Origin of the sequence: uncultured Cellulomonas sp. (assembly GCF_963527515.1) — a bacterium.
Lineage (GTDB): Bacteria > Actinomycetota > Actinomycetes > Actinomycetales > Cellulomonadaceae > Cellulomonas.
The window spans coordinates 20,761-42,455 of the sequence record NZ_CAURTV010000010.1 but is presented as its reverse complement, the minus strand read 5'-3'; the positions used below and the strand labels follow the sequence as shown (position 1 = coordinate 42,455).

Annotated in this window: 24 protein-coding genes; 16 read left to right on the top strand and 8 right to left on the bottom strand. The window is 72.4% G+C overall.

What is annotated here, in order from left to right; genetic code table 11:
• The first annotated feature begins 91 nt into the window (after nucleotides 1–91).
• The 3 genes from RYN42_RS04915 to RYN42_RS04905 are packed head-to-tail and all read left to right on the top strand — an operon-like array spanning nucleotide 92 to nucleotide 2,036.
• Nucleotides 92–754 (top strand): glycosyltransferase family 2 protein, encoded by a 663-nt coding sequence (locus RYN42_RS04915; protein WP_315094228.1) that lies wholly within the window; start codon nucleotides 92–94, stop codon nucleotides 752–754.
• Entirely contained in the window at nucleotides 751–1,407 is a 657-nt protein-coding gene (locus RYN42_RS04910) for a TIGR04282 family arsenosugar biosynthesis glycosyltransferase (RefSeq protein WP_315094226.1), read from the top strand. The genes RYN42_RS04915 and RYN42_RS04910 overlap by 4 nt, the downstream gene beginning before the upstream one ends.
• Nucleotides 1,407–2,036 (top strand): class I SAM-dependent methyltransferase, encoded by a 630-nt coding sequence (locus RYN42_RS04905; protein ID WP_315094225.1) that lies wholly within the window; start codon nucleotides 1,407–1,409, stop codon nucleotides 2,034–2,036. Before RYN42_RS04910 ends, RYN42_RS04905 begins: the two co-directional genes overlap by 1 nt.
• A gap of 8 nt (nucleotides 2,037–2,044) precedes the next feature.
• Here the strand turns inward: RYN42_RS04905 and RYN42_RS04900 are convergent, their stop codons facing one another.
• From RYN42_RS04900 to RYN42_RS04890, 3 genes are all read right to left on the bottom strand, one after another.
• Nucleotides 2,045–2,515, bottom strand: a complete 471-nt coding sequence (locus tag RYN42_RS04900; RefSeq protein WP_315094223.1) for a hypothetical protein — start codon at nucleotides 2,513–2,515, stop codon at nucleotides 2,045–2,047.
• The gene (locus RYN42_RS04895; RefSeq protein ID WP_315094222.1) at nucleotides 2,512–3,675 is read right to left on the bottom strand and encodes a molybdopterin-dependent oxidoreductase; all 1,164 of its coding nucleotides are present in this window, start codon (nucleotides 3,673–3,675) and stop codon (nucleotides 2,512–2,514) included. Before RYN42_RS04895 ends, RYN42_RS04900 begins: the two co-directional genes overlap by 4 nt.
• 69 nt (nucleotides 3,676–3,744) lie before the next feature.
• Nucleotides 3,745–5,025 (bottom strand): hypothetical protein, encoded by a 1,281-nt coding sequence (locus RYN42_RS04890; RefSeq protein ID WP_315094221.1) that lies wholly within the window; start codon nucleotides 5,023–5,025, stop codon nucleotides 3,745–3,747.
• A 198-nt stretch (nucleotides 5,026–5,223) separates the two neighbouring features.
• Here RYN42_RS04890 and RYN42_RS04885 point away from each other — a divergent pair, with 198 nt between their 5' ends.
• From RYN42_RS04885 to RYN42_RS04875, 3 genes are read left to right on the top strand one after another with little or no spacing between them, the layout of a single operon-like run.
• Entirely contained in the window at nucleotides 5,224–5,811 is a 588-nt protein-coding gene (locus tag RYN42_RS04885) for a helix-turn-helix domain-containing protein (RefSeq protein WP_315094220.1), read from the top strand.
• Entirely contained in the window at nucleotides 5,808–6,572 is a 765-nt protein-coding gene (locus RYN42_RS04880; RefSeq protein WP_315094219.1) for an ABC transporter ATP-binding protein, read from the top strand. The genes RYN42_RS04885 and RYN42_RS04880 overlap by 4 nt, the downstream gene beginning before the upstream one ends.
• Entirely contained in the window at nucleotides 6,569–7,342 is a 774-nt protein-coding gene (locus RYN42_RS04875) for an ABC transporter permease (protein WP_315094217.1), read from the top strand. The genes RYN42_RS04880 and RYN42_RS04875 overlap by 4 nt, the downstream gene beginning before the upstream one ends.
• A gap of 195 nt (nucleotides 7,343–7,537) precedes the next feature.
• On the opposite strand, the gene RYN42_RS04870 is transcribed toward RYN42_RS04875, so the two are convergent.
• Nucleotides 7,538–8,458 carry a PfkB family carbohydrate kinase gene (locus RYN42_RS04870; protein WP_315094215.1) on the bottom strand — a complete coding sequence of 307 codons (921 nt, stop codon included), beginning with the start codon at nucleotides 8,456–8,458 and terminating at the stop codon, nucleotides 7,538–7,540.
• A 265-nt stretch (nucleotides 8,459–8,723) separates the two neighbouring features.
• Here RYN42_RS04870 and RYN42_RS04865 point away from each other — a divergent pair, with 265 nt between their 5' ends.
• The 4 genes from RYN42_RS04865 to RYN42_RS04850 all read left to right on the top strand — a co-directional run bounded on the left by RYN42_RS04865 (nucleotide 8,724) and on the right by RYN42_RS04850 (nucleotide 11,442).
• Nucleotides 8,724–8,942: a glycoside hydrolase family 68 protein gene (locus tag RYN42_RS04865; protein WP_315094213.1), complete on the top strand. Its 219-nt coding sequence runs from the start codon at nucleotides 8,724–8,726 to the stop codon at nucleotides 8,940–8,942.
• Between the two features lie 226 nt (nucleotides 8,943–9,168).
• Nucleotides 9,169–10,281 (top strand): hypothetical protein, encoded by a 1,113-nt coding sequence (locus RYN42_RS04860; RefSeq protein ID WP_315094212.1) that lies wholly within the window; start codon nucleotides 9,169–9,171, stop codon nucleotides 10,279–10,281.
• Complete coding sequence (locus RYN42_RS04855) at nucleotides 10,278–11,183, top strand: endonuclease/exonuclease/phosphatase family protein (RefSeq protein ID WP_315094210.1); 906 nt, start codon at nucleotides 10,278–10,280, stop codon at nucleotides 11,181–11,183. The genes RYN42_RS04860 and RYN42_RS04855 overlap by 4 nt, the downstream gene beginning before the upstream one ends.
• Nucleotides 11,184–11,247: 64 nt before the next feature.
• Nucleotides 11,248–11,442, top strand: a complete 195-nt coding sequence (locus RYN42_RS04850; RefSeq protein WP_315094209.1) for a hypothetical protein — start codon at nucleotides 11,248–11,250, stop codon at nucleotides 11,440–11,442.
• Between the two features lie 117 nt (nucleotides 11,443–11,559).
• On the opposite strand, the gene RYN42_RS04845 is transcribed toward RYN42_RS04850, so the two are convergent.
• Both RYN42_RS04845 and RYN42_RS04840 read right to left on the bottom strand, forming a co-directional pair.
• A complete protein-coding gene (locus RYN42_RS04845; RefSeq protein ID WP_315094207.1) occupies nucleotides 11,560–12,555 on the bottom strand; it encodes a hypothetical protein in 996 nt (331 codons plus the stop codon).
• 76 nt (nucleotides 12,556–12,631) lie between these two features.
• Nucleotides 12,632–13,843 (bottom strand): ROK family transcriptional regulator, encoded by a 1,212-nt coding sequence (locus RYN42_RS04840; RefSeq protein ID WP_315094206.1) that lies wholly within the window; start codon nucleotides 13,841–13,843, stop codon nucleotides 12,632–12,634.
• A gap of 64 nt (nucleotides 13,844–13,907) precedes the next feature.
• On the opposite strand from RYN42_RS04840, the gene RYN42_RS04835 reads away from it, so the two are divergent.
• The 4 genes from RYN42_RS04835 to RYN42_RS04820 all read left to right on the top strand — a co-directional run bounded on the left by RYN42_RS04835 (nucleotide 13,908) and on the right by RYN42_RS04820 (nucleotide 18,822).
• Nucleotides 13,908–15,596: a glycoside hydrolase family 13 protein gene (locus tag RYN42_RS04835; RefSeq protein WP_399552391.1), complete on the top strand. Its 1,689-nt coding sequence runs from the start codon at nucleotides 13,908–13,910 to the stop codon at nucleotides 15,594–15,596.
• Between the two features lie 82 nt (nucleotides 15,597–15,678).
• Entirely contained in the window at nucleotides 15,679–16,962 is a 1,284-nt protein-coding gene (locus tag RYN42_RS04830) for a substrate-binding domain-containing protein (protein ID WP_315094203.1), read from the top strand.
• A 34-nt stretch (nucleotides 16,963–16,996) separates the two neighbouring features.
• On the top strand, nucleotides 16,997–17,923 hold the full coding sequence (locus RYN42_RS04825; protein ID WP_315094202.1) for a sugar ABC transporter permease: 927 nt from the start codon (nucleotides 16,997–16,999) through the stop codon (nucleotides 17,921–17,923).
• The gene (locus RYN42_RS04820; protein ID WP_315094200.1) at nucleotides 17,923–18,822 is read left to right on the top strand and encodes a carbohydrate ABC transporter permease; all 900 of its coding nucleotides are present in this window, start codon (nucleotides 17,923–17,925) and stop codon (nucleotides 18,820–18,822) included. The genes RYN42_RS04825 and RYN42_RS04820 overlap by 1 nt, the downstream gene beginning before the upstream one ends.
• 18 nt (nucleotides 18,823–18,840) lie before the next feature.
• Here the strand turns inward: RYN42_RS04820 and RYN42_RS04815 are convergent, their stop codons facing one another.
• Both RYN42_RS04815 and RYN42_RS04810 read right to left on the bottom strand, forming a co-directional pair.
• Nucleotides 18,841–19,041, bottom strand: a complete 201-nt coding sequence (locus RYN42_RS04815; protein WP_315094198.1) for a hypothetical protein — start codon at nucleotides 19,039–19,041, stop codon at nucleotides 18,841–18,843.
• Nucleotides 19,042–19,422: 381 nt separating this feature from the next.
• Nucleotides 19,423–20,505, bottom strand: coding sequence for a winged helix DNA-binding domain-containing protein (locus RYN42_RS04810; protein WP_315094196.1), 1,083 nt, complete (start codon nucleotides 20,503–20,505; stop codon nucleotides 19,423–19,425).
• 74 nt (nucleotides 20,506–20,579) lie between these two features.
• Between RYN42_RS04810 and RYN42_RS04805 the strand changes: the two genes are divergently transcribed.
• Nucleotides 20,580–20,993 (top strand): VOC family protein, encoded by a 414-nt coding sequence (locus RYN42_RS04805; RefSeq protein ID WP_315094194.1) that lies wholly within the window; start codon nucleotides 20,580–20,582, stop codon nucleotides 20,991–20,993.
• Nucleotides 20,994–21,013: 20 nt separating this feature from the next.
• Nucleotides 21,014–21,628 (top strand): SGNH/GDSL hydrolase family protein, encoded by a 615-nt coding sequence (locus RYN42_RS04800; RefSeq protein ID WP_315094193.1) that lies wholly within the window; start codon nucleotides 21,014–21,016, stop codon nucleotides 21,626–21,628.
• The last annotated feature ends 67 nt before the right edge of the window (nucleotides 21,629–21,695 follow it).

Genomic DNA, 21,695 nt, shown 5'->3' with positions numbered 1-21,695 from the left:
CGGCGAGGGACGCCCTGCGGACCGGATCCGTCATCGAACGGTCATCCCGGCCGGGCCCCGGTGGTCGAGGGACCCCACCTAGCGTGGACGGATGACTGGTGGCGACCCGACGGTGGATCTGGTGCTGCCGTGCCTCGATGAGGCGGCCGCGCTCGCTTGGTTCCTTCCGCGGGTGCCATCGGGTCTGCGCGCGATCGTCGTCGACAACGGGTCGACCGACGACACAGCCGCGGTCGCGCGCAAGCTCGGCGCCCTTGTCGTGCGCGAGGACCGCCGTGGCTTCGGAGCGGCCTGTCACGCCGGCCTGCTCGCCGCGTCCGCAGACGTGGTCGCGTTCATGGACGCCGACGGCAGCCTCGACCCGCGCCAGCTGGACCGGGTCCTTGACCCGCTGCGTGAGGGGGCCGACCTCGCCCTGGGACGGCGCCGGCCCACGTCAGCGGCCGCCTGGCCCTGGCACCTGCGCGCCGCGAACAGGGTCCTGGTCCGCCGGCTGGAACGCCGCACCGGGCTGCGTCTGGCGGACCTCGGGCCGATGCGAGCAGCCCGCCGGGCGGCGCTGCTGAAGCTCGATCTGCACGACCGGCGCTCGGGCTACCCGCTGGAGATGGTCGTCCGCGCGGCCGACGACGGCTGGCGGATCGCCGAGGTCGACGTCGACTACGGACCCCGGACGGGTCGCTCCAAAGTGACCGGCACGCCGCTGGGCGTGGTCCGCGCGGTGCGCGACATGTCTGCGGTCCTGGCGTCGTGACCGTCCCTGCCGAGCCTCCGCGGGCCGTCGTGCTGCTGGCCAAGGCGCCCGTCGCCGGACGGGTCAAGACGAGGTTGCACAGCGCGTTCAGCCCGCACGACGCGGCGACGCTGGCCCAGGCCGCGCTCGAGGACACCCTCGCTGCGATGTCCTCCACCGCGGCGACCCACAGGGTCGTCGCCCTGGAAGGAGATCCCGGCCCGTGGCTGCCCCCGGGTTTCGACGTGGTGGCGCAGCCGCAGGGCGGCCTCGGCGTCCGGCTGGCGGCCGCCTTTCGCGGGGTGCTCGGACGCACGGGGCACTCCCCCGCCCTGCTGGTCGGGATGGACACACCGCAGCTCAGCGCGCACCTCGGAGCCGCCGACTTCGCCGACGCCGACGCCGTGCTCGGGCTGACCGACGACGGGGGCTACTGGGCCATCGGGTTGCGGGAGGCGGACGACCGCGTCTTCGACGATGTCCCGATGTCGACGGACCGGACCGGAGCCGTCCAGCTGAGGCGGCTGCGGGACCTCGGGCTCCGAGTGCGGCTCCTCCCCCGGCTCCGGGACGTCGACGTGCCCGCCGACGCGCGCGCGGTCGCGCTCGACGCTCCCGGGACGCGGTTCGCGGCGGCGTGGCGCCGCCTCGCCGACGACCAGGCGCCGCTCTGATGCGCCCCCACCCGATGACCGTCTACGAGGCGGCGCTCGACGGCGAGCCGGTCGTCGCCCTCGGATCGGGCGGCATCGTCGCGCTCGCCGTGGCGCGCTGGACGGACGAGCCGGACGCCATCGACGACCTGATGCTGGCGCGGTGCGAGGCCCCCGTCCTCGACGTCGGCTGCGGCCCGGGCCGGCTCGTCGCCGCCCTGAACGCACGCGGCATCCCGGCCCTCGGGATCGACATCTCCGCCCGCGCAGTCCAGCACGCGCGCTTCCGCGGGGCGACGGTCCTGCGGCGTGCCGTCGAGCACGAGGTCCCGGCCGAAGGGCGCTGGGGAACGGTCCTGCTCGCGGACGGCAACATCGGGATCGGCGGCGACCCGGCGGCGCTGCTCGACCGGTGCCGCACGTTGCTCGCCGCCCGGGGCCTGGTCCTGGTGGAGACGGACGTCGACGACGACGCCGATGACACCTCGCCGCTGACCCTGCGCCGTGCCGACGGTCGGACGAGTCGCCCGATGCCGTGGGCGCGGACGGGCGTGCACGCGCTCGTCCGGCTCGCTCCGCGGTGCGGGTTCGCGGTGCTGGAGCAGTGGCACCTGCAGGGTCGGACTGTCGTCGCGCTGCGGGTGCTCTGAGGGGTCGGTCAGTCGGCGTCCTCGGGCGGCAGGAGGTCGGGGTCCGCTGGTCCGCGTCCTCTGGGCCGACCCCAGGCCGTGCCGACGGCCACGCCCGTCAGGACGGCGAGGACCAGGGCCGACGTCGCGACGACGAGAGAGGTCGTCAGCGGCACGGGGACCACGGACGGGTCACGGCGCATGCCGGCGGCCACGACGATGACGACGGCGAAGATCGCCAGGACCACCGCGCCGAGGGCCCCGGCCCGCAGCGCCGGACGCCAGCCCACCGGCACCCGCGGAAGGACGAGTGTGCCGAGGACCACCGCCGCCGGTGCCAGCACCGCGTCGTGCACCGCGACCCCACCCGCCAGCCAGAACAGCACGGACGGCCACTGGCCCTGCGGCACCGACGTCAGTCCCACGACGACGCCGACGCCGACCAGCACGATCCCGGCGCCCAGCAGGACGAGGCGCCCGGTGGTCCAGGTCTCGGTCACGCCTCCACGACCTCGATCCGGTCGAGCCACTTGGTCTGCAGGACGCCCGGCCGGTTCGGCGCGATCAACCGTGCGGGATACCCGTGGTCGACGTCCAGCGGCTCGCCGCCGAGCCGGAGGGCGACGACGCTGTCGGGATGCCGGGCGTAGGCACCGGGCAGCACGGACTCGTTGTACGAGCCGGCCTCCTGCAGGCTCACGAACCGGATGTCTGCGTCGACGCCGTCGCTCACCGCGGCGACGAGATCGACGACCCGGACGCCCTGCCAGGTCGCGGTCGTGCTCCAGCCCTCCACGCAGGCGATCGGGAGGACGACCGCGACCTGGGGCATCGCCTCCAGGTCGGCCCGGGAGAGGCGGACGGTCCCGCGCGGGCCACGGACGCTGAGCCGCCACGCGGGATCGGTCGCGCGGTCGAGCACGCCCGCACTCCGCGCCGTGCGGTTCACGGGCACGCCCTGCACGCCCACGCCGGCCCGGCGGGGCGAGAGAACCGCTGCCCCGGACAGCGGCGTCACCGTCTGCCCCACGGTCAGGGCCGTCAGACCGAGGACGGTCACCGCGACGCCCGCCAGGAAGCCGCGCCGCGTCGGCCCGCCGTGCTCCCCCGCGGCCTCCTCACCGACCGGACGACGCAGCGCAGCAGCGATGGTCGGCAGCTTGACCGCGACGTGGATGACGATCGACCCCACCAGCACCCAGGCGACGGCGAAGTGCACCCGCACGAAAGAGAACGACCACGGGTACCACTGGAAGATGTTCAGGAGCCCGGTGACCAGCTGGAAGATCGCCGTGGCGACGAGGACGGCCACCGACCCCCGCTCGAGCACGTGCAGCGGTCCGCGCAGCCGCGGGCGCTGGAACAGAGCCGGGTAGGCGGCGTAGAGCTTGGCGAGCAGCAGCGGCAATGCGGCCAGACCCGCAGCGACGTGCAGGCCCTGGCTCAACCGGAAGCCCCAGACGGGCGACGGCGACAAGGGGAACCAGGCGACGGGATGCTGGTGCAGGTGGGACAGCAGCCCCGTGACGAACGCCGTGCCGATCGCCGTGGCCAGCAGGAGTCCGACCCTGGCCACGACGCGCGCGTCGTGCACCGGGGACCGGAAGTCCGCCTGGTCGGGCGGCTGCCGCCGGAGGTCTCTCAGCCGGGTGCGGGCCACGCTTCGACCCTAGGTCGGCCATGCTCGCCCGCAGCTAGCCAGGCGATGACGGCTACGTGACGGTCCGCGTCACCAGGGCGAGACCAGCACGATCTGCAGCGCGATCGTCGCGGTCGCCTGCGCGACGAGCCATCCCCGTCTGTCCGCGAGCGTGGCGGCCACCGGAAGCACCCAGCACGCCAGTGGCAGCCAGATGCGCTCCACCTCACCACGCTCCACGCCGGACAGCGCACCGACCAGCGCCGCACCCAGAGCCACGACTACGAGGAGCTGGACGGCCCGCGGCAGGAGACGCACACCCGCGAGTCCGCCGACGCCGGCGGGGCCGACGAGAGCCCCGAGCAGGACGAGATCGGCGACCAGGAAGTACAGGTACGGCCGGTCCGCGGCGCGGCCCAGCGTGGATGCGACGTGGGTCACCGCGATGCCGTCGGGCAGCCAGAACCCTGCTGCGCCCCAGGCGGTCGCGGAGGCCAGCACCACGGCGCCGGCCACGACGGTGGGAGCCCATCGCCCCGTGACGATCCCGACGACCAGGGCGAGCGCGCCCATCGGCAGCAACCCGTAGGACAGGACCGGGCACAGACCCAGGACAAGCCCCGCGGCGATCGTCCAGGGCCATGAGCGCCCGTCCCGGGTGGAGGCGATGGCGAGCAGGGCGACACCCCAGGCCAGGACACCGGCGAACAACGCGTCGGCCGACGTCGCCAGCCACACCGCTGCCGGTGCGAGCACGGCGGCCGGCAGCGCGCGACGCACCGTCTCCTCACCGGGCGCGCCCGCGAGAGCCCGCACCGTGACACCCACCGCCACGACCGAGCTCGTCCCCACCACCAGGACCAGCGCCGCCATCCACCACTCGCCGCCCAGCCCCAGGCGGTCGAGCCCGCCGAGCAGCAGCGGCAGGCCAGGCGGGTGGCCACGCACGTGCACCGGGTAGGTCAGAGCGCGATCGGTGAAGGTGCGCAGGAACTCACCCGGGTCTTGGGCCACCAACGGCACGACCGCCAGGTAGTCGTTCTCGTCGGTGAGCGGTGCAGCGATCGCGGCGAAGCCGTCGGTCGCCGCCAGGAGCACGGCGAACGCGGTCGACGCTGCCCACCCGGCGAGGAGAACGAGGCGCCAGCCTGCGGTGCGCGCGAAGCGAGGTCCCTGCAGGACGACGAGCCCGGCCACGACCACGGCGAGGACGGTAACGACCGACACGCGACCGTGCAGGTAGCCGATGAACGGCGGAGCGCTCCCGTAGGTGACGACCGCACCGCGGGCTGCCAAGGCGAGTCCCGCAACCCAGAGAGCGCCGAGCCCCACCAGCCACAGTGCGACCGCGAGCACCGCTCGTCGCGTCACGACCACCGGTGCTGTCCGCGCTGGTGCGGCGGTGCCTGGCGCGCGTGGTCCCACGCGTTCACCCTGGCACGGCGTGACCGCGGGCGAGATGACGGTCGGATGACGGCGACGGTGACGGGCATACCGTCCACCGCTGCGCGGGAACCGGTCTCTCACGGCGCTATTGCGGAACTGTTAGTTACTCACTAACATGACACAATGACATCAGGCCGCGCATCCCGTGCCTCATCACGCGCTCTGGACACGCGCCGATCCCTCCAGGCGCACGCTCTGCGGCTCTTCGAGGAGCAGGGCTACGAGCGGACGACCGTCGCGGAGATTGCGGCGGCCGCCGGCGTGTCCCACATGACGTTCTTCCGGAACTTCCCCACGAAGGAGGACGTGGTCCTCGACGACCCGTACGACCCCCTTCTGGCAGAGGCGGTCGCCGCGCAGCCGCGGGGTCTCCCTGCGCTGGAGCGCGTGCGACTCGGCCTGCTCAGCTCACTCGAGGGTCTGCGGTCCGACGAGTTCGACGCAGAGTCGCGGCAGCGGCTGCGGCTCGCGACCGGGGTCCCCGCGCTGCGTGCACGGATCTGGGAGAACATGGCGACGACGCAGGATGCCGTCGTCGCGGTACTCGTCGCGCAGGAGGTGGAGCGGGGGGTCGCGGAGGCGTCGGTCGGGGCCGTCCTCGGTGCGATGACGTCAGGTCTCCTGCACTGGGGCTCCTCGTCTTCAGCCGAGGGCTCGCGACTTGCCGATGCGCTCGCGGCGGCCCTCGAAGTGCTGGCTCCCCAGCCATGACGTCGCTGCGGGCCACGGGCCTCGTGCGCCGGTTCGGCCGAGTGACGGCTGTCGACGGCGTCGACCTGGAGGTCGGCGCCGGTGAGGTGCACGCCCTCGTCGGGTTGAACGGCTCGGGCAAGACCACCCTGCTGCGCATGCTCGTCGGCGTCCTGCGTCCCGATGCCGGGCAGATCACGCTGAGTGCCGGGTCCGCAACGACCGGTTCGGTGGTCGGGCACCTCATCGACCAGCCCGCCGCCTATGCCGAGCTCACCGTGGAGGAGAACCTTCGCGCCGCTGCTCTGCTGCGGGCCGTGCCTCGCGGGCTGGTGCTCGACGCCGTGGCGGAGGCGGCGGCCGCGGTGGGGATCTCCGACCTCGTCGCCCGGCGGGCCGGTGGCCTGTCCCTGGGCAATCGTCAACGGCTCGGGCTGGCGGCGGCCATCGTGCACCGGCCGCAGGTGCTGGTGCTCGACGAGCCGACCAATGCGATGGATCCTGCGGGTGTGCTCGCCGTCCGGAGCCTCGTCCTGGAGAGCGCCCGGACCCAGGGATGCGCTGTGCTCGTGTCCAGCCACCATCTCGACGAGCTCGCCCGCATCGCAGACCGGATCACGGTGCTCCACCGCGGGCGGGTGGTCGGCTCGCTCGATCCGCACGGGACAGACCTGGAGGTGCAGCTGTTCGCGATGGCCGCACGAGCCGACGGGATCGACGTCGAGACGCATGTGGCGCCGCCGCTCGTCCGGAAGCACGCACCGGGTGGAGGCTCACGATGAGCCGGGCATGGGCAGTGGAGATGCTGAAGGTGCGACGTTCGCCGGTGACTCGCACCGCGTTCGCCACGATGGCCGCCGTCGCGGCCTTCTTCTCGGTCGGCGCCGCGACTCTCGCGCAGCAGGGTGCCGCCGGCGGCTCTCTCGCCGGCGCCAAGGTTGCGACGATGGTCGAGGGCACCGGATGGGTCGCTGTCAGCGGCGCATTCGGCCAGGTGGTCCCCGTGCTCTGGCTGTTGGGCACCGGCGTCGTCGCGGCGTGGGCGTGCGGCCGGGAGTTCTCCGACCGGACGCTCGCCCAGCTGCTCGCCCTCCCCACGCCGGCGTCCCGCATCGCCGCCGCCAAGCTCGGCTCGGTGCTGCTCGCCTCCTCGGTGACTGCCGTCGTGGCAGCGCTCATGGCTCTCGTCGGAGGCGTCGTCGTCGGCATGGGCCCACCCGACCCAAACGCGCTGCGGACCCTGGGTGCTGGCGTGCTCTCCGGTGTCGCGAGCGCGTGGCTCGCTCTGCCCTTCGCGTGGGTGGCCACCGTGGGCAGGGGGTACCTGCCGGCGGTCGGCGCCCTGCTCGGCGTGATCATGACGAGCCAGGTCGTCGTCCTGCTCGGCGGCGGGTCCTGGTTCCCGTGGGCGGTCCCCTCGTTGCTGATGGGGGCCGGTGGCGCCGAGGCTGCCGCAGCGGTCAGCACGGTCGGGCTCGCGCTGGTGGTTGCCGTCGGCGTCGGCGCCTGGGCCGCCACCGTCAGGACATGGTCTCGCCTCCAGCTGGTGTAACCACCGGACGCGACGTCCGGCACCCCGCCGTGACCCGTCGTTCGGTTCCGAGTCAGGTCCTGGTGGCGATGACGATGCACCTGCACTGCAGGAACCGGGCAACGGTGCTCTGGACCGGCTCGGCACCGCCTCTGGCGGCTCGACATCGACTCGAGCGGGGCCGTCGCTCGTTCGCCCGCTCTCTCAGCGGCCGAGCTAGGCGCCGACGGACGCGAGCTGGTCGGCGGTCGGGGGTACCGCACCCGCCCGAGCGACGGTGAGGGCAGCCGCCTGCACGGAGCGCGCCAGGACCTGCTCGACGACCGGCGCGCCGGCGCGCAGCCAGCGCATGCTCGTGTCCGCACCGAGGGTCAGCGCGCTGTCGATGAGCGTCGACATGAACGCGTCTCCCCCGCCGACGCCTGACTCCGCGTAGAGGACCGGGATCCCCGGCACATCCACGACGGCCCGGGCGGTCACCGCGGTGGCGCCACGCGGTCCCCGGGTCAGTACGGCGAGGTCCGGCCCACGGGCCACCCAGTCGCGCAGCACCTCGACCGGGTCCTCGCCCGGGTAGAGGAACTGCAAGTCCTTCTCACTCGCCTTGACGATCCCGGCGAGCGCGACAAACTCCAGCGTCCTGCGCCGAGCGTCCTCCCGGGAACGGACCAGGGCGGGCTCGATCTTCGGGTCGAACGTGATCAGGGACCGGCCGTAGGAGCGTGTCGCCAGGTCCAGCACCGTGCCGGCGCCGGGCTCCAGGTATGCCGCCACCGACCCGGCGTGGACGCAGCGCGCGGTCGTGGTGCCGGGGACGGCGGCAGGCTCCCAGTGGATCCGGAAGTCGTGACGCGCCGATCCGTCGACGCGGAGGACCGCCCTGGCCACCGAGGAGACGTCCTGGGTGACGGAGGAGTCCGAGAGCTCGACGCCGGAAGCGGTCAGGTAGGCGGTGATGTCCTCACCGCGCTCGTCGCGTCCGATCGCCGTGTGCAGCAAGGTGTCCCGGCCGAGCCGGGCCAGGCCGACGGCGATGTTGCCCGCACTGCCCCCGACGCGTTCGCGAATCGTCATCCCGTCGTCGTGGACGTCGATCAGTGCCTCGCCGATCACGAGCACGTCGTGTGGTCGATCCATGGTTGCCTCAGCTCCGCGGTGGGTCTCGAGCACCCCGAGGCCGGGGGCCAGCTCGAACCGCGGCCTCTAGGTGCCTTTCGAGAGTGACACGGCTGTTGTTTCGACCGAGTTTCCGCAAGGCGAACATTCGGTGCGCACGCGGATTTCACCCTGAGCTGAGAGAGCGGCCGTGGTCAGTGCGTGGCGATCCGACCGCCGAGCTGCCGCCGGGATGTGACCTCGAGCTTCCGGAACACCTCGCGCACGTGGGAGTCGACCGTGTTCCGTGCCGGCCGGTCACGGTGCCGCGCACTTCGTGATGCCGAACTTCCTCGTCGAGAGCTTCATCGACACCATCCCGCGCGCCGGCGGGGGGGACCCCGTCTACGGCGGCACGCTCGCCCCGACGCTCCAGCTCGAGGTCGAGGGCGCCCACACCGAGCTCACGGGGGTCCTTCCCTACGGTTACATCCCCGCACTGCGAGAAGCGGGCGAGAGCTGGTGACCCGCCTCTGACAGCACTCCGCACCACGTCCCTCCCGGAACCCCCCGGTCCTCGACCGGGGGGTTCCGGCACGTCGCCACGCTGCGCCGGAGCGCGCAGACCGGGACAAGCGGATCACGCGCTGGTGCCTCCGGGCGCCCACCGCCTCAGGATCTCGTCCGGCGACCTTGTCGGGTGGCGCCGCTGCGACCTAGTGTCGGGAGCGGACTGACGGCGGGGGCCCGACATGACATCCACCACCGGAGCTCGGCATGCCCGCACAGGCGTGGCGATCCTCGGGATCGCGGTGCTCGTGTCGGCGTCGGCGTCCAGCCGCGACGCCGATCCTGTGGATGCGCAGCGGGTCGACGGCGCACCGTTCGCGCGGCTCGTCCCGTGCGGCGACCAGCCGTTCGTCGCCGTGTTCCGAGGCTTCACCGCGGAGGGCGAGCGGGTGGAAGGTCCCGGGTCCTCACCGTCGTCCGACATCTACGGGGTGCGGTCGGACGGCTCCGTGTCACCGGTGACCACGGACCTCGGCTCCTACGAGTTCGGCATCGCCGCGGATGCGGCAACCGTCTATGCGTCACGGTCCCGCGCGGACGTGTCCTCGGTGGAGCGCACGCCCTCTGCCGACCGGGTGGTGGCGATCGCCCTGGCCACCGGGCGGCAGTCGGTCGTGCTGGAGGCGCCGGACGTCGGTGCCGTGGCACCCGACCCGGACGGCTCCCGGCTCGGGCTGACCGTCTTCACCGCCGGGGAACAGCCGGAGGCCGGCTCGTCGGCACCCGCCCTCGTGGACCTGCCCGTCGTCGCGCCCCCGCGCCACCTCGCCCCTGCGGCGGCGCTCCGCACAGAGACGGCCGTGGTGGCGACGCGTGAGCTCGCCTGGAGCCCGGACGGGCAGCGGCTGGCGTTCGTCGCGACGCTGCCCGACGCGTCCCAGGAGATCCGGGTGGTGGGTGCGGCGACCGGTGAGAGCACGACGGTCCACCGGGTGGACGCGACCACGGCCCTGCTCTCGCTGGACTGGTCGACCGACGGCACGAGGCTGCTGACCGTCGAGGGACGCGCGCCGACCCCGTCCGGCACGCCGCGGGACAGGGTCGCCGAGATCGACGTCGCGACGGGGCGGTCGACGGTGGTGCTGCGGGGCGTCCGCGGTGACCTGGTGTACTCGGCCGCCGACGGCTCTCGGGTGACGATGCTCGACAACGGTCCCGACTCCTCCCCCGTCGCCCGCACGTGGTCGCGCGCCGCGAGCGGACGCTTCGTCGCGACATCGCAGGCCGCGGTCGGGGGCGACCTGGGCCTGGTGGGCGCCGACCGGCTGGACATCCCACGGTGTGCCCTGCCATGAGCGCCCGACGCTCCCGCCGGGGATACGTGACGTCGCTGCTGGTGGTGCTCGGGCTGCTGGTCGGGACCCTGGCGGCCCAGTCCGCGGCCCACGCCGCGACGCTGCGGACCAAGGTCTTCGAGTTCAACGCGTGCGACCAGTACGGACGCGATCCCGACTGCGACGCCACCGCCGCCCAGCGCGCGGACGTCGTCGCCAGCAGCGTGCTGTTCGCCGGAAGCAACGTCGTCACCCTGCAGGAGGTGTGCCGCTACACCTTCGACCGGCTGCTCCAGCGGCTCGGCTCCACCTGGCACGGCGCGTTCTTCCAGACCGTGGGGATCGGCGACGACCGCTGCGCGCCGGGCGCACGGAGCTGGGGGATCGCGCTGCTGGCCCGCGCCCCGGCACCCACCAACGTGACCACGACCCTGCTGCCGAACCCGCTCGGCGAGACCGAGCGGCGGTACCTGCTGTGCGGGGACGTCGTCATCGGTGCCGCGTTCCGCGTGTGCAGCTCGCACTTCTCCGTCTACGGTGCGGCCCACACCGACCAGGCCGCCGCCGCCGGCAGCCGGCTCGCGACGCACGCGGCAAGCGGCGGCGCCGCGCTCCTCGGGGTGGACACCAACGTCGACGTGCGGAGCTGCACCGCGGCGGTCGCGTTGCGGCCGCTCTACTCGGCCGGGTTCGGCGGCACGTCGACGACGCCCTGCCAGACCGGGACGGGAGTGATGGTGGAGGCGGACCAGCGTCGTCCCGGAGGCGACGGAACGTACAACGCACCGACCTGCGGCACGAGCAAGTGCGACTACGTCTTCTTCACAGCCTCCCGGTGGGCCGCGGACTACCGGGGTGTGACGACAGCCCTGTGGCTGTCCGACCACCAGGTGCTCCGCGGAGAGGGCACGCTGACCTGGTAGGTCTGTCGCACTACGGCTCCTCGCGGTCCGCCCCGCGGCGGGTGGAGCGGCCGGTGGTGCCGCCGTGCCACTCGAGCAGCAGCAGCGCCGCGTCGTCCTGGATGCGTTGGCGGCGTGCGCCTGCTCGACCAGGCCGGCGCCGCGCCGCCGGGCGTTGCGCAGCGCGTTCACCGTGAGCGTCGCCACCATGGCGGCGCCGAGGTCGTGCCCGGTGGCGTCGGTGAGCGAGGCCGTGAGCCGGTGGGCTGAGGCCACGTAGTCGAAGGTGTCACCGGCGGCGCTGGCGGACGGTTCGAGCCACCCGGCGATCGTGAAGGACCCCGGAGGAGTCAGCGCGCAACCATCGCACGACGGCCAGGCGCCCGCCGGGCAGGGACTAGGAGCCGGTGGCCCGCCGGTAGGACTGCCCGTCGTGGCCACCGGTGCGTCGCCAGCGACCGGTCACCGACGCCGGTCCTGCGAGCGGGACGGTCCCGTGCCAGGCGTAGGTCGTCGGCCAGCGGCGAAACACCGGCACGACGGTCGTCACGAGCCGCATCAGCCACGGCAGCGGACCTGGCCGCCAGCGCTCGAGGCTGTCCAGGTCCACGTGGACCTCGTCGTGGTCCCGCTGCGCGGACCATCGGCCTCCCGTGACGCGGGCACCGTCGACCGTCACGTGCCAACGGCCCTCCGCGCGGGCTCCGTCGGCCATCGCGCGCAGGTCGATCGGGGGCACCAGCCGGGCCTCGGCGGTGTGGTCGCCGCACGCGGCCGCGACCGTCGGCTGCTCGGGGACGTCGGGGTTGAGCTCGACGACCACGACGGACGCCGCGTACTTGATCAGGTGCCGGCGGTGCACCCGCGCGCCCGGCAGCTGCCCGAGCGCGGCGGACCGTCCGTCGATGCGGACGGACGGCGGCGTCGCGGTGACCCGCACGAGGTCGAACGCGTTCATCGAGACGAGCAGCAGCGAGGTCGGCCGCACGATCCCCGCGCTCACCGGCGCCAGCAGGCGCGCGCGGCGCCGGGGCACCCCGTCCCGGTCGTCGACACGGACCTCGACCAGGCGGCCGTCGACGTCGGTGAAGCGGACCTCGGCATCGACGCCGTCCTGCGCGACCGCCAGCCGCGCCACCTCGAACGGTGTGACGTTCCACGACCGCGTGCCGCCGCCGATCTCGTAGCCGCGACGGTCGAGGCGCAGGCCGGGTTGGAGGTAGTAGTCGACCGTGCGGTCCTCGCGCCTCGACAGGAACGCCAGCATGCCGGTGCCGTGCACCTCGTCGTCGAACCACTGCAGCTCGACGCCGTCGTACACCGGGTCGTCGGCGAGCTCCGCGTTGAGCAGCGCGGCGAGCCGGTCGATGCGCAGGGTGATCGGGGTCGTCATGCAGGACATCGAACCGGCCACCGCCAGGTCCCACGAGAGCCGAACGTCCCCCAGGCCGTCCACGCGTGGTGTCCGGTCAGCGAAGGTCGGCGGGCACGATCTCCAGCGCGTGCTCACGGACGTGGTCGAGGGCCCGCTTGACGGCTCCGACGGTGACGACGTCGCGACCCAGCACGGAGGCGAGCACCTCGATGCCGGGGGGATCGACGTACCGGTCGAGCTCGTGCCGCACCAGCTCGAGCAGCGGCCCGGTGGACTCGGCGACGGCACCCGCGACGATGACGCGCTCCGGGTCGTAGATGCTGGCGAACGTCGCGACGATCCGCGCCAGGCGCGCCGCCACGTGCTCGACCACGCTGACGGCGAGCGGGTCCTCCTCGAGCGCCGCCGCGAAGACGTCGGCCGCGTCCAGGGTCACGGGATCGAGCTCCTGGAGCGACGAGCCGGTGCGCCCGTCGAGGCGGCGCAGCTGGGCGCGGGCGTCCTCCCGCACCAGCGCCGCGATGCCGGTGGCCGACCCGACGCCCTCGACGACGTCCAGGTAGCGCATCTCCCCCACGCCGCCGTGGGCGCCTCGGAGCAGCCGGCCGTCGTCGACGACGCCTGCACCGAAGCGCTCACCGGCGAGCAGCGTGACGTGGCACCGCACCCCTCGGCCGTGCCCCTGCCAGTCCTCGGCCACCGCCGCGAGGTTCGCGTCGTTGTCGGTGAGCGTGGTCCACCCGTGCCGTTCGTTCAGGTGGACGGCGATGTCCGGGTTCATGAGCTCCCAGAACGGGTTGTCCTGGAACGACGTCCGGCCGTCCCGGTCCACGGGCGCGGGCACGCCGACGGCGACGGCCAGCACGCTGCGGTCCGGTGCACCGGCGTCCGCCAGGGCGGCGAGCGTGCCCTCCTCGATCAGGGCGAGCCGCCGGGCGGCCGTGTCGTCACGCGGGGACACGGGCAGCACCGTGCGGGCGAGCGTGACCCCGCGCAGGTCGCTCGCCGTCGCGCTGATCCGGTGCTGACCGGCGTCGACGCCGACGACCACGCCCGCGCGGGCGTCGAAGGAGTAGCGACGGGCGGGCCGACCGTTGCGCTGGCCCCCGACGCGCAGGCTCTCCAGCTCCGTGACCCAGCCCTGCTGGATCAGCTCGTCGCAGACGTCGTGCACGGTCGCCCGGGAGAGCCCGGTGGCCTCGATCAGCGCGGAGCCGGTGACGTCGTCCTCGTCCCAGAGGTGGTCGAGGACGAGTCGCGCACTGGCGTGGCGCAGGTGCCGCGACGACACAGGGACCCGAGCCACCTCTTGACCTCCTCGGTCGACAGCGCCACTCTAGTGCGGAGACTTAAATTTAGGTCCTACATCAATGCAGGGGGACGCGGTGCCAGCTCTGTCGGAGCTCGACGACGCTGCTGCGGGACTGCCGCAGCAGGACGCGGCGTGGTGGCGGCAGGCAGTCGTCTACCAGATCTACCCGCGCAGCTTCGCCGACTCGAACGGTGACGGCATCGGGGACCTGCGCGGCATCGCGAGCAAGGTCGGATACCTGAGCGACCTCGGCGTCGACGCCGTGTGGATGAGCCCGTTCTACCCCTCGGCGCTGGCCGACGGCGGCTACGACGTCGACGACTACCGGGCGGTCGACCCGCGGATCGGGACGCTGGAGGAGTTCGACGCACTGCGCGCCGCCCTGCACAGCGCCGGCATCCGGCTCATCGTCGACATCGTCCCGAACCACACGTCCGACCGGCACGTGTGGTTCCAGGAGGCGCTCGCCGCGCCCGCGGGCTCCCGAGCGCGTGAGCGGTACATCTTCCGGCCCGGACGCGGCGAGCACGGCGAGCTCCCGCCCAGCGACTGGACCTCGACGTTCGGCGGCCCCGCCTGGGAGCCCGTCGGAGACGGCGAGTGGTACCTGCACCTGTTCGCCCCCGAGCAGCCCGACCTCAACTGGGCCGACGACGAGGTGCGCCAGGACTTCCTCACGACCCTGAAGTTCTGGGCCGACCGTGGCGTCGACGGGTTCCGCATCGACGTCGCGCACGCGCTCGCCAAGGACCTGAGCGAGCCGCTCGCCAGCCAGGCGGACCTCGAGGCAGACATCTGGGGCGGCGCCCACCCCCTGCAGGACCGGGACGAGGTCCACGACATCTACCGGGAGTGGCGCCGGCTGTTCAACCAGTACGACCCTCCGCGCACCGCGGTCGCGGAGGCGTGGGTCCCGGCCCACCGGCGCTCCCGCTACGCCTCCCCCGACGGGCTGGGCCAAGCCTTCAACTTCGACCTGCTCGAGGCGCCGTGGGACGCGGCGACCTTCGCCTCGATCATCGACAAGAACCTCGCGCTCGCCCGCGAGTCCGGGGCGTCCTCCACCTGGGTGCTGTCCAACCACGACGTGGTGCGGCACGCCACCCGCTACGCGCTGCCCGAGGGCACCGACCTGAACGCGTGGCTCCTGCACAACGGCGCCGAACCGCACGCCGACGAGGAGCGCGGTCGTCGCCGGGCGCGCGCCGCGACCCTGCTCACTCTCGCCCTGCCCGGCTCCGCGTACCTCTACCAGGGCGAGGAGCTGGGGCTGCCGGAGGTGGCGGACCTGCCGGCGGACGCCCTCCAGGACCCCACGTTCGTCCGCTCCCGCGGTGTGCAGAAGGGCCGCGACGGCTGTCGGGTGCCGCTGCCCTGGGCCACGCACGGGCCGACGCTCGGCTTCGGCGACCGGCTCGCCCACCTGCCCGTCCCCGCCGACTTCGCCCGCTTCGCCGTCGAGACGCAGGCGGCCGACGAGGGCTCCACGCTGAGCTTCTACCGGCGCGCCCTCGCCGAGCGGCGCCGTCTGCAGACCGGTGAGACGCTGGACTGGCTCACGCCCACGCCTGCGGCGGTCGTCGCCTTCACGCGACCCGGCGGCTGGACGTCGGTCACGAACTTCGGGCGCTCGCCGGTACCGCTGCCCGCCGGGCAGGTGGTCGCGGCCAGCTCGCCCGTCGACGGGCAAGAAGTGCCCGCGGAGACGACCGTCTGGCTGCAGCAGGAGCGGCCGACCGACTTCTGACGAGATGCGGGCGAGCGCTCCGGCGCCGTCCGACGGAGGCGGCAGCCCTGCCGTCCGTGACTTCACCAACGGAGGCGAAGGCATGACATCGCAGACAGCCCTGTCGACGGAGCTGAGCCGACGAGCCTTCCTGCGTGGGGTCGGGGTCGCAGGCGCGGGCCTGGCGCTCGCGTCGTGCAGCACCGGCTCAGGAGGATCGGGGACGACCGAGATCGTCTTCTACCAGTCGAAGCCCGAGGTGATCGGCTACTTCGACGAGCTCATCGAGCAGTTCCACCAGACCCAGTCCCGGGTGCGGGTGCGGCACGACGCCACGTCCAACCTCGCCGGGACGTTCGTGCGGGAGTCGCCGCCCGACATCGGCTGCCTCAACTACAACTTCGAGATCTCCCGCTACGTCGAGCGCGGGGCGCTCAGCGACCTCGGCGACATGCCGGAGGCCGGCCGCGTCCTCGACGAGCTGCAGCCCCTGATCGACGTCACGGCCTCCTACCCGGACCGCACCAGCGTGATCCCGTACTCCCTCATGGCGGCAGCGGTGCTCTACAACCGTGAGATCTTCGCCCAGCAGGGCCTGACGGTCCCGACCACGTGGGACGAGTTCATCGCCGTGTGCGACGCGCTCGCGGCCGCCGGTGTCACACCGCTGTACAGCACCTTCAAGGACCCGTGGACGATCGCCCAGGGCCACTTCGACTACTCGGTCGGCGGCATGCTCGACACCACCGAGTTCTTCAACCAGCTCAAGCGGCAAGGCACCGACGTCGACGCCGGCTCGCCGGCGTCCTTCGAGAAGCAGTTCCTCGAGCCCGTCCAGCGCATGCAGGAGCTCGTGCCCTACTCGAACGACAACGCCGCGAGCCGCGGCTACGGGGACGGGAACGTCGCGTTCGCCAACGGCGAGGCCGCCATGTACCTGCAGGGGCCCTGGGCGATCGGCGAGATCGCCAAGTCGAACCCGGACCTCGACGTCGGTGCGTTCCCCCTGCCCGTGACGGACGACCCCGCGGACCGCAAGGTGCGGGTCAACATCGACCTCGCCCTGTGGATCCCCGAAGGCTCCACCAAGAAGGCGGCGGCGCGGGAGTTCCTGTCGTTCCTCATGCAGCCGGACGTGATCGACGCCTACAACGCCCACGCCCTGGGCTTCGGCGTGACCAAGGACGCGGCCCCGGTGACCAACGAGACGCTGGTCGAGCTGAAGGAGTACTACGACCGCGCAGCCTTCTACCTGGGCGCCTCCCAGCTGGTGCCGCAGTCGATCCCGCTGCAGAACTACACGCAGTCCCTCGCCGCCGGCGCCGACCCGGAGCCGGTCCTGAAGACGCTCGACGCCGACTGGCGGCGCCTGGCCTTCCGTTCCTGAGGCCGTCGACCCGCACCACGAACGGAGGCATCTCATGGCCACAGCAGCACCCACCCGACCAGCGAGCCGGGACGCCGCGGCCCGACCGGCGACCACCACGGCTCGACCCCGGGTCTCGCGGACGTTCTACCTGTTCCTGCTCCCCACCCTGGTCCTCTTCACGCTGTCCATCACCCTGCCGGCGATCATGGGCATCACGCTCAGCTTCACCGACTCGGCGGGCTTCGGTGAGTTCGAGTTCACCGGCCTGACCAACTACGTGGCGCTGTTCTCCGACCCGGCGATCCGCAGCTCCTACCTGTTCACCGTCGGGTTCGCCCTGGTCACCGTGGTGCTGGTCAACATCGTCGCGTTCCTGCTCGCCGTCGGCCTGACCGCCAGGATCCGGGCGAAGATCGCCCTCCGTGCCGTCTTCGTGCTTCCCATGGTGATCTCGGGCATCGTCATCGCCTACGTGTTCAACTTCCTGTTCTCCAACTCCGTCCCGCAGCTCGGGCAGGCCGTGGGCATCACCGCGCTCGAGCAGAGCCTGCTCGCCGACCCCGACCTCGCCTGGGTGACGATCGTGATCGTCACGGCGTGGCAGGCGATCCCCAGCGCCCTGCTGATCTACATCGCCGGGATCCTGTCCATCCCGGGCGAGGTGTACGAGGCGGCGGCGATGGACGGCGCCTCCGCCCGCCGGCGACTCTTCTCCATCACCCTGCCGCTGGTCGCGGGGTACGTCGTGATCAACATGGTCATCGGGTTCAAGAACTTCCTGAACGCCTACGACATCATCGTCGGCCTGACCAACGGCGGTCCGGGCACGGCGACCCGCAGCGTCGCCATGACGATCTTCTCCGGGTTCACCGGCGGCGACTACGCCTACCAGATGGCCAACGCGACGATCTTCTTCCTGATCGCCGTCGTGCTCGCCGTCATCCAGCTGCGCCTCACCCGCGGAAGGAATGCGTTCTGATGACTGCCCAGACGTTGACGACCACGACGCCCGCCCAGGTCCCCGTCCGGCGCCGCCGCCGCTTCGCAGGCCGGGGAGTCGAGGAGCGTCCGAGCTGGAAGGTGACCATCGCCCTCCTCGTGTGCACGCTCGCCGTGTTCGCGCCGCTCTACGCGACCCTCACGATGGCCTTCAAGACCACCACCCAGTCGGTCGACGGACAGGTGTTCTCACTGCCGTCGCCGTTCAGCGTCGACGGGTTCGTGGAGGCGTGGAGGCTGACCAACTTCCCCCGTGGCTTCGCCATCTCGGTGTTCGTCACCGCGGTCACCGTCGTCGGCACCGTCGTGCTCGCGTCGTTCGCGGCGTACGCCATCGCACGCAACTGGGACCGGGCGTTCTTCCGGTGGTCCTTCTTCTACCTGCTCGCCGCGATGTTCCTGCCGTTCCCCGTCCTGGCGCTGTCCCAGGTCAAGCTCACCGGGATCGTGGGGCTCGCCAACCCCGTCGGGGTGGCTCTGCTGCACGTGATGTTCCAGCTGTCGTTCAGCGTCCTGCTGTTCACGGCCTTCATCCGCGGCCTTCCCGAGGAGCTGGAGGAGAGCGCGCGGCTCGACGGCGCGACGACGTGGGTGGTGTTCCGGCGCATCGTCTTCCCGATGATGGCGCCGATGAGCGCGACCGTCGCGATCTTCGCGTTCCTCGCCTCGTGGAACGACTTCATGATGCCGTCGCTGATCACGGCCGACTCCACCCTGCAGACGCTCCCCGTGCTGCAGAGCGTCTTCCAGACGCAGTTCAGCAGCAACTACAACGTCGCGTTCGCGTCCTATCTCATGGCGATGGCGCCCGCGATCATCGTGTACCTGTTCACGCAGCGCTGGGTGATGGCGGGGGTGACCCAGGGCGCGATCAAGTAGCCGTGGTCCAGAGCCAGCTCAGTAGTCGGTCTGGCCGCGCTCCGCGTCGAAGATGTGCCGGCAGCCGGGGCACTCGCCGCGGTCCGGGCCGTCGTCCTCCGGGAAGCGGGTCGTCGGGATGACGAACCGGCCGCACACGCTCATCCCGTCACGGAAGAAGTGCTGCCGCCGGTCGTTCTTCTCCAGGCGGAGCCATCCCTCGGCGTACGTGGTCTGCATGTCTCTCCTTCGCGGGTCCGGCGACACTCCTCATCGTCCGCCCGTGGGAAGCGGGACACGCGTGACGAAAGGCCCGGGCGACCCCCGAGGAGACGACAACGGCCCCGGTGCTGCACCGCGACTCTCGTCGCGGGCCGCACCGGGGCCGCATGTCTGTCAGCACCTGTTGGCCTTCGCCCACCGCGCCCGCTTGTCCTTGTTGCGCGCGGCTTGAACCGCCCCCAGCGCCATTGGGGGCTGTCGAAGATCAGCCACCCGGACCATGGCCGTCCGTCGCTCTCATAGCGACGCGTTCCACATCCGGGCCGATCCTTCGTGGTGGGATGCTGACACCACCACGCAGACCGGGAGATCCAAGATGGAACAGTACACGGTTCCTGGTCACCTGTCTAGTTCCACCCGGACAGGAGCTCCGACGAACGTCGAGAGACGGTCGAACGCCATCCGCACCGCGTCCTGCTGAGCGTCGTCCAGCCGGACGGCGAGGTGCAGTTCGGCGACGATCTCGTCGCGACCCACCACCCGCCGCCACCAGCCGACGACCTGGCTGTCGAGCACGAGCGGCTGGATCACCTGGTTCGTGTCCGCGGGGGCGATCGAGAGTCCCGCGACGTTCGCCGCCGACCGACCCTCGGTGTACGCGACGCCGTACTCGTCGTAGCCCTGCAGCACGTGCACCGTGGGCGACGGGTCCCGCGGCGGCGCGTCGCTCGGCTGGAACCAGCAGGTGAGCCCGTCGACATCGACGGAGGTGAGCTCGTCCGCCAGCATCGCGATCCCCCGACGGACCTGGGTCAGCGTGAGGCTGGACCACCAGGAGAAGTCCTTCACGGTGGCCGGCCCGTGGCTGACGAAGTACCGGCGGGTCAGCTCCGCCAGCGCCTCGTCAGGGTCGAGCGGCGCGGTCGGCGGCACCCGCTCGTCAAGGAGCGCGTACGTGCGCTGGGCGCCGCGCGGCACGCCGCTCACCACCACGCCGGCCAGCTCGGCCGCCATGACGAGGTAGGCCAGCCGCAGGCCGCCGGCGTCGATCCCCGCGCGGGCGAGCACGTCCTGCAGCTCGGCACGCGTGAGGTGGACCCCGCCCTGGAGCGCCCCGGCCATGACCACCGCCGCCCGGTCCGCGAGCGCCTGGTCGATCTCGGCCTGCCGCTCGTAGTAGCGGCTCGCCTGACGCACCCGGGGTCCCGTGAGGGCCAGCATCCAGCGGATGTCCTGGGGGCCGACGAAGTGCCAGGTGGCCCGCAGGACGTGGGTGCGCAGGACGGTGCCCGAGTCCAGCGCGGCGCGCACCGCGGCATCGTCCGCTCCCGCCGACCGCTGACCGAGGGACCACCGCGCCATCGCGTACTCCTGCGCCTGCGAGGCGCCGAGGTGGCGGACCACGGCCACCGCGTCGGGCAGCGCCGGCCCGGACAGGTGCTGGTTGTGCAGGCGCCGGTGGGCGACCTCGAACCGGTCCATGGCACCCGATCCTGTGGCGTGTCGGTGGGCGGTGACAAGGTGGGCGATATTGGACACCGACGAAGGAGACCACCGTGGCGACCCACCTGAACCCGTACCTCAGCTTCCGGGACGACGCCCGCGAGGCGATGGAGTTCTACCGGACCGTGCTCGGCGGGGAGCTGACCATGAGCACGTTCGGCGAGTTCCACGTCAGCGAGGACCCCGCCGAGGCGGACAAGCTCATGCACGCCAACCTCACCACGCCGGGCGGGATGATCCTCATGGCCGCCGACACCCCGAACGGCCAGGAGCGCCCGAGCGCCAGCTTCATCTCGGTGTCGTTGAGCGGGGAGGACAAGGTGGAGCTGCAGGGCTACTGGGACAAGCTCTCCGAGGGCGGGACCGTCACCGTGCCGTTCGAGCCGGCGCCGTGGGGCGACACGTTCGGCATGTGCACCGACAGGTTCGGGGTCGACTGGATGGTCAACGCGGTCGCCTCGTCGTAGGGCGCCGCTACCGTTCCCCCGTGACGTTCCTGGCCCCCCGCGACCGCATCCTGCTCACCGGCGACTCCGTGACCGACTGGGGGCGGGACCGGTCGGACCCGACCAGCCTCGGTCACGGGTACGCCGGGATCGTCGCCGCGCTGGCAGGCGCGCGTCGGCCGGACCTCGAGCTCACGTTCCTCAACCGCGGGGTGGGTGGCGACACGTCCGGCATGCTGCGCGCCCGGTGGGACGAGGACGCCCTCGCCCTGGAGCCGACCGTGGTCTCTGTGCTCATCGGGATCAACGACACCTGGCGGCGGTACGACCACGGCACGCCGACGTCGACCGCCGAGTACGAGGACAACCTGCGGGCGGTCCTCGACGGCGTCGAGCGCCTGGTCCTCATCGAGCCGTTCCTTCTACCGGTGCGTGCCGACCAGGGCACCTGGCGCGAGGACCTGGACCCGCGGATCGCGGTCGTGCGCCGGCTCGCCGCGGAGCGCCGGGCGGTGCTGGTGCCGGCCGACGGGCTGTTCGCCGCGGCGGCCGCCCGGACGGGGCCTGAGACCTGGGCCTTCGACGGTGTGCACCCCACGCCGGCGGGCCACGGGCTGCTCGCGGAGGCCTGGCTGGACGCCGTGGGCCTGAGCTGACGCGTCCGTCAGGTGGGGAGGCTTTGCGCGCCCCCTGCGTTGACGCTAGCGTCGTGGCCGATTGCGG